The organism is Hydrocoleum sp. CS-953, assembly GCF_002260545.1.
Lineage (GTDB): Bacteria > Cyanobacteriota > Cyanobacteriia > Cyanobacteriales > Microcoleaceae > Trichodesmium.
Genome location: NZ_LGSU01001152.1, coordinates 1 through 7,346 on the forward strand (window position 1 = coordinate 1; position 7,346 = coordinate 7,346).

The window sequence follows — 7,346 nt, forward strand, 5'->3', positions numbered from 1 at the left end:
ATATTAGATAGATATCTGGTGAAAATCAAAAATAGAATCAATTCTTATCCATAAATTAATTATCAATTACTTCTCTGTGTTCCCTCTTTTCTGGAGAGATTTATTATATCAAATCTACTTAATTCGGTATAAAAAAATGTTTGCTCTTCAGCTATTGCCAAATCTTTCTAAATTCTTTCTCGTCCTAACTCCGTGCCTCCTGAATCCTGATATAATTACACTGATGCTACCAGATTTGATCTTATATAATCAGATTCTATCTCATTAGACATCTCCAAGAATCAAAAATAAAATCAATTATTTCTTCCTATTTCCTTTTCCCTATCACATAAACGATGAATAATCAAGGTATTTCTACTTTAAAATTGCGGCCTACTTCTCACATACAGCAAGCAAATTGGTTTCTGTATAAGTTTAACCCAACGGGTTTGGCAGATAAAATATCTATAGCAATTCGGAGCAAGTCTTCTATAGATATTCCAACTATTAAAAATACACTACAAATATTAATTGAACGTCATCCTATTCTCCGCAGTTTATATTCTGAACAAGATGGAAATCTAATTTCAGAAATTCGGGAAAATGTGGAGATTGACTGGGAAGAAATAGATGCTTCATCCTGGAATAATTCAGAATTAAATGAACAATTATCGGAGCGACTAAAGCTTCCTTTTAATCTGGAAAATGCTGGGGTATTTAGAGCTTGTTTATTTAGTGTTTCGACAACAGAAAATATTTTATTGTTGACTCTGCATCAAATAGCAGGCGATTGCCACTCCCTATCAATATTAGTGGATGAGTTTGTAACTATTTACGAGTCAAAAATTAATGATATTAGTTCAAATTTACTTCCACTAAATACGACTTATTCTGATTATATTGAGCAAGAGTTAGAATTTCTGAATAGTTCAGAAGGAAAAGAAATTGGCGATTATTGGCAGGAAAAGTTAGGGGATGAATTACCTATCTTAGAATTACCAACAAGTTTTTCTCGTCCGAGTATGAGAACCTATAATGGTAATGCTTTAAAATCAACTATCAACTCTGAATTAACTCAAAAAATTCAACAACTGGCAAAAAGGCTAGAAGTAAAACAGGAAGAGATAATATTAGCAGTATTTAAAGTTCTGCTTTACCGCTACACAAGAGAAGAAGATATTCTGGTTGGTTTATTACAAAACCGAGAAAATCAAGCATCATTTGCCGGAGTAGTTGGGAATTTTACTAATATTACAGTTGTCAGAAATTCAGTTTCAGAAAACATTAAGTTTACAGATTTTTTGACTCAAGTTAGCAAGAAAGTATTTGAAGTTGATAATTATCGAGATTATCCTTATGCTCTACTTGTTAAACAATTAAAATCTGCCGATTTGAGTCATTCTCCAGTCTGTCAGGTTGGCTTTAGTTATCAGAAAGTTCAGCAATTATTTAAGGCAAAAGAATTAGAGTTAGAATACTTTGAACTGCCACAACAAAAAGTAGATTTTGAATTGAGTTTAGAAANAGAAAGTATTTGAAGTTGATAATTATCGAGATTATCCTTATGCTCTACTTGTTAAACAATTAAAATCTGCCGATTTGAGTCATTCTCCAGTCTGTCAGGTTGGCTTTAGTTATCAGAAAGTTCAGCAATTATTTAAGGCAAAAGAATTAGAGTTAGAATACTTTGAACTGCCACAACAAAAAGTAGATTTTGAATTGAGTTTAGAAATAACAGAATTACCAGAATCTCTGTTGACTGAGTTTAAATATAATAGTGATGTATTAGAGGCTAAAACTGTTGCTCAAATTGCCGAACATTTCCAGAATTTACTAACAGCAGTTGTAGAAAATCCTGAGACACCAGTTGGTAAATTATCAATTCTGAGTGAGGCAGAAAAACAGCAAATTTTGGTGGAATGGAATAATACAAAAACCGATTATCCTCAAGACATTTCTCTTCATCAATTATTTGAGATTCAAGTCGAGAAAACACCAGATGCAATAGCAGTAATTTTTGGTGAAGAAAAACTGACTTATTCTGAGTTAAATAATAAAGCCAATCAACTTGCTCATTATTTGCAAAAATTGGGAGTTAAACCTGAAAATTTAGTAGGAATTTGTGTCGAACGTTCCCTAGAAATGGTTGTGGGATTATTAGGAATTCTCAAAGCAGGAGCAGCTTATGTTCCTCTCGATCCGGGATATCCCCCAGAACGAATTAATTATATGTTGGCAGACTCTCAAGCATCAGTATTATTAACTCAAGAAAAATTAGTCAATCAACTCTCGGAAATCAAATCGCAAGAAATAATTTGTCTGGATAAAGACTGGGGAAAAATTTCTCTGGAAAATTACAACAACATTGACGCTGGGGTAACACCAGAAAATCTGGCCTACGTTATCTATACATCTGGTTCCACGGGCAAACCCAAAGGAGTGCAAATTTACCATCGTTCCCTGACTAACTTCTTAAGGTCTATGAGTCAGACCCCAGGAATTACTAATTCAGATACACTCCTGGCCGTGACAACTATCTGTTTTGATATAGCAGGATTAGAACTTTATCTGCCTCTCACAGTCGGGGCGAAAGTTGTCATCGTAACTCGTGAAGTTGCCTCTGACGGTTGGCAGTTGTTGTCAACTTTGGAGAATTCAGGCGCAACACTCATGCAGGCAACTCCGGCAACTTGGCAGATGCTACTGACTGTAGGTTGGGAAGGAGTCTCAGACAGAAAATTCAAAATTCTCTGCGGGGGAGAAGCGTTACCTGATAAACTCGCGAGTCAGCTATTAGACAGAGGTGCTGAATTGTGGAATATGTACGGGCCAACCGAAACTACAATATGGTCGTCAACGTATAGGGTGACGCGATCGCCTCTTGATAACAATATTAGTGCTGCGGTGCCAGTTAATTCCACAAAAAATAAGTCCAAGTCTATCGGTAAACCTATTGCCAACACTCAAATCTATATCCTAGACTCCTACTTGCAACCTCTTCCTGTGGGTGTAGGAGGGGAAATTTATATCGGTGGTGTCGGGGTGGCCAAGGGTTATCTCCATCGCCCTGAGTTAACAGCGCAGAGGTTTATTCCCAACCCCTTTGATGATAAAGACTCAAAGCTATACAAAACTGGAGATTTAGCCAGATATCTACCCGATGGCAACATTGAATATTTGGGTCGCGCCGATCATCAAGTAAAAATTCGAGGTTTCCGTATTGAAACTGGAGAAGTTGAAAGTATCCTCAACCAACATCCGCAGGTGAAAGAAACAGTTGTCGTTGCCAGAGAAGATCGACCAGGAGAGAAACGCTTGGTTGCTTATATTGTAGCTGCTGTAGAGAGCGATCCAGAATTATTCAACACTCAAGTTAATAGTTGGCAAGATATTTTCGATCAAAAAATCCAGTCTCAAGACGATGAAGTTAGCGATCGCCTCTTCAATACAGGAATTTGGTATAGCAGCTACGACAACCAACCCATACAACAAAGCCAAATGCGTCTTTGGGCGGATGATATTATTGAGCAAATTTTGGCAAATAAACCTCAGCAGGTATGGGAAATTGGCTGCGGTACAGGTATGCTACTATTTTCTATCGTTCCTCAGACTCAGAGTTATTACGGCACAGACATTTCCCAAGTTTCACTCGACTACATCCGGGAACAAATCGCAGAGCAACCAGACTCCTATCAGCAGGTGACTCTAGCACTGAAGTCGGCGTCAGAATTTGACTCAATATCAGACAATAGCTTCGATGCTGTAATTCTCAATTCCATTATCCAGTATTTCCCCAATCTCGAATATCTCTTGCAAGTCATTTCGGGTAGCATCAGTGCTGTCAAACCTGGGGGGATAATTTTCTTGGGAGATATCCGTTGTCTACCACTAATGCAGGCATTTCACACTTCCATAGAAGTCTACCAAGCTGACTCCTCTATATCTACTCAAGAATTACGTCAGGGCATTGAGCTGCGCAGCCGAAAAGAAAAAGAGTTGTTGATAGCACCGGAATTTTTTGTAGCTTTAAAAGAAAGATACCCCCGGATAAGTCACGTTCAGATCCGTTTACAGAGGGGTGCGGAAGACAACGAACTCAACAAATATCGCTATCATGTACTGTTGCACATTGAGGCTCAAGCGGAACCGATAATAGCAGAGTTAATGGTGGATGGGGAAACAATGGATTTTGAAGATATCCGTCAGTATTTAACTCAAAAACAGCCTACATCCGTTTGCTTTTATAATTTATCTAATGCCAGGATAAACCAAGATATTTTAAGTGTGAAACTACTGGAAAATACAGAAATTGAGGATATAAAGCAATTCCGACAACACTTGCATCAAAGCAAAACTCATGGAATTCACCCAGAAATGCTGCATCAATTGAGTGCAGAGTTGGGATATCAATTGGAATTATGCTGGTCTCTCAACGGCAGATACGAGAGTTTAGATGCTGTATTTGTTAAGTCAGCAGTGGCAAGTCAAGGCATCATTTTAACACCCCTGACTCAGAAATCTCTGAAGATTAGCAACTGGCAGGTTTTTGCCAATAATCCTCTCAATTCTCAGATTTCAGGGGAGATTATACCGCAACTTAAACAACATCTTCACCAAAAGTTAGCAGAGTATATGATACCTTCTGCTTTTGTAGTGTTGTCGGAACTACCCTTAACTCCCAATGGCAAAGTCAACCGTCGCGCTCTACCCGCACCCGATATTTCTAGTTTTAGTAGAAGTGAAAATTTTGTTGCACCACGCGATCTGATAGAAGAGCAACTAGCACAAATGTGGTCAGAAATTCTGAATATTAATCCAGTAGGAGTTAAAAGTAATTTCTTTGAATTAGGAGGTCATTCTCTCTTAGCAGTTAATTTAATAGCAAAAATTCAACAACGCTTTGGCAAACAATTACCTTTATCTACTCTATTGACTAACTCAACAATTGAGGATTTAGGAAGTTTAATTCGAGGAGAAACTCAAGTTAGTTCTTCTTCTCTAGTTCNTCTGAATATTAATCCAGTAGGAGTTAAAAGTAATTTCTTTGAATTAGGAGGTCATTCTCTCTTAGCAGTTAATTTAATAGCAAAAATTCAACAACGCTTTGGCAAACAATTACCTTTATCTACTCTATTGACTAACTCAACAATTGAGGATTTAGGAAGTTTAATTCGAGGAGAAACTCAAGTTAGTTCTTCTTCTCTAGTTCCCCTGCAAACTCAGGGAAATAAACAACCATTTTTCTGTATACATCCTGCCGGAGGTCATGTATTTTATTATCAGGAATTATCCCAATATTTAGGTAATAATCAACCTTGTTATGGGATACAAGCCCAGGGATTTAATGAGGGGGAAAAAATCTTCACAAATGTTGAAGATATGGCCGAATTTTATGTCAAAACTCTGGTAGAATTTAAACCAAAAGGACCCTATCAAATTGGTGGTTGGTCTTTTGGAGGAGTTGTTGCTTTTGAAATGGCACAACAGTTAGTTCAGCAAGGTGAAGAAGTTAGTTTATTGGCTTTGTTAGATCCTTGGGTTCCCATTTTATTAGACCCTAATAAAAAGATTGATAATTTATATATGAGGGGTGTATTGAGTCGTTACTTTGGAGGTATGTTTGGTCGAACAGATTTAGTTACGCAAGATGAATTATTAGGTTTAAGTTCAGAAGAACAAATAGAGTTTATAATTGATAAAGCAGAGAAATTAGAATTATTTCCCAAGGAAGCTACTCGCAAACAAAACCGACGCTTTATTGATGTGATAATTGGTACTTTAAAGGCAACTTATACTTATAAACGTCGTCCTTATCCAGGAAAAGTAACAGTTTTTCGGGCGCAAGAAAGGCATCCCCATGGCATAGATCCTCAATTAGTTTGGGTAGAAATGTATGCTATTTTAGATGTAGCTGATATGGAAGTTGTTATGGTTCCTGGCAATCATTTTACATTTATTAAGGAACAAAATAATAAAGTATTAGCAGAACGTTTGAGTGAATATTTAAAGTAGTTAAGCATTCAGCGGTCAGCTATCAGCTATCAGCTTATCGTAGGGGTTTGGTCTCCAAACCCTCCCAGAAATGAAATTAGGAAATAAATTATCGTAGGGATTTGGTATCCAAACCCTAGCATAAATGAGATTGAGAAAGCAAACCCCTACGGTTTTTTTCACAAATCATTGTCATATTGTTATATCATGTTTAATTGAATAATTAGACTTTGGTAGAAGGAAAGCAGAGAGCAGAATTTTTTTCCATTGTGATAACTGATAACTGATAACTAATAACTACAAAAATCTATGCCTTACAGTAAATTTACCTTGGAGGAACTGAAACAAAAATTTAATATAATTCTGACAGGCAAAAAAGGAAAATTTAACAACTTACCAGAAGTTTATCCTAGTCAATTTCTAATTGAAGCTTTAGAAGAATATTTACCCTTAGCAGTAGCAATAGGTTCTGAAAAAGCTCGATATGAATTAATAGTTACACCAATCTTAGTAGCAGTGATAAAAAATTAAAAAAAACAGATTAGTTTATTTTCTGGCATTGAGTTTAATGTTGACACAGAACTAGAATTAAATGGTTTTTGTGATTTTCTTATTAGCAATTCAACCTAACAACTTTTCATCGAATCACCAGTTATTGCCTTAGTAGAAGCTAAAAACGATAATCTTAAATCTGGTTTGGCTCAATGTATAGCAGAAATGGTTGCTGCTCAAATTTTAAACCAANAAACAGATTAGTTTATTTTCTGGCATTGAGTTTAATGTTGACACAGAACTAGAATTAAATGGTTTTTGTGATTTTCTTATTAGCAATTCAACCTAACAACTTTTCATCGAATCACCAGTTATTGCCTTAGTAGAAGCTAAAAACGATAATCTTAAATCTGGTTTGGCTCAATGTATAGCAGAAATGGTTGCTGCTCAAATTTTAAACCAACGTCAAGTTCAATAATGGATAATGGATAATGGATAATTGATAATTACCTCTCCCTAAAACGGATTGGATTGAATAAAAGGAAAAATTTTTTTTGTTTCTCTTTGAAAGGAGAGGCTTTATACCTTGATTTTTCGGTAACAATATTTCCCAAATTTATGGAGCTATTACTACTGGAACTGTTTGGCAATTTTTAGAGTAAAAATTTGAAACTGTGGTATTATATTTACAGGAATATTATGTGTAAAACTTACCAAAAATTTTAGGAATATTGACCAGTTTTGTTAGTTAATAATTATGCTTTTATAGTATAGTAATATAGCAATCCTAAAACTGTAGTGGTTTGGTCTCCCAACCCTCCCAGAAATTAAATTGGGAAACAAATTATCGTAGTGGTTTGGTCTCCCAACCCTCCCAGAAATTA

3 protein-coding genes and 1 pseudogene are annotated in these 7,346 nt (G+C 36.0%); all 4 read left to right on the forward strand.

The features are described from left to right. Nucleotides 1-335: 335 nt before the first annotated feature. Nucleotides 336-1,503: condensation domain-containing protein (locus AFK68_RS18240; RefSeq protein ID WP_246844269.1), on the forward strand; the 1,168-nt coding region annotated here is incomplete at its 3' end. A gap of 1 nt (nt 1,504) precedes the next feature. Next, nucleotides 1,505-4,984, forward strand: a pseudogene (locus tag AFK68_RS41990) (amino acid adenylation domain-containing protein); the annotation flags it as partial. Nucleotides 4,985-4,992: 8 nt separating this feature from the next. Continuing rightward, nucleotides 4,993-5,991, forward strand: a complete 999-nt coding sequence (locus AFK68_RS37005; protein ID WP_246844270.1) for a non-ribosomal peptide synthetase — start codon at nt 4,993-4,995, stop codon at nt 5,989-5,991. Nucleotides 5,992-6,279: 288 nt separating this feature from the next. Then, nucleotides 6,280-6,501 (forward strand): hypothetical protein, encoded by a 222-nt coding sequence (locus AFK68_RS39210; protein WP_210407484.1) that lies wholly within the window; start codon nt 6,280-6,282, stop codon nt 6,499-6,501. The last annotated feature ends 845 nt before the right edge of the window (nt 6,502-7,346 follow it).

What these genes read in the sequence shown, in the direction of transcription:
- AFK68_RS39210 (WP_210407484.1), top strand. Translation starts at nt 6,280, where the DNA reads ATGCCTTACAGTAAATTTACCTTGGAGGAACTGAAACAAAAATTTAAT.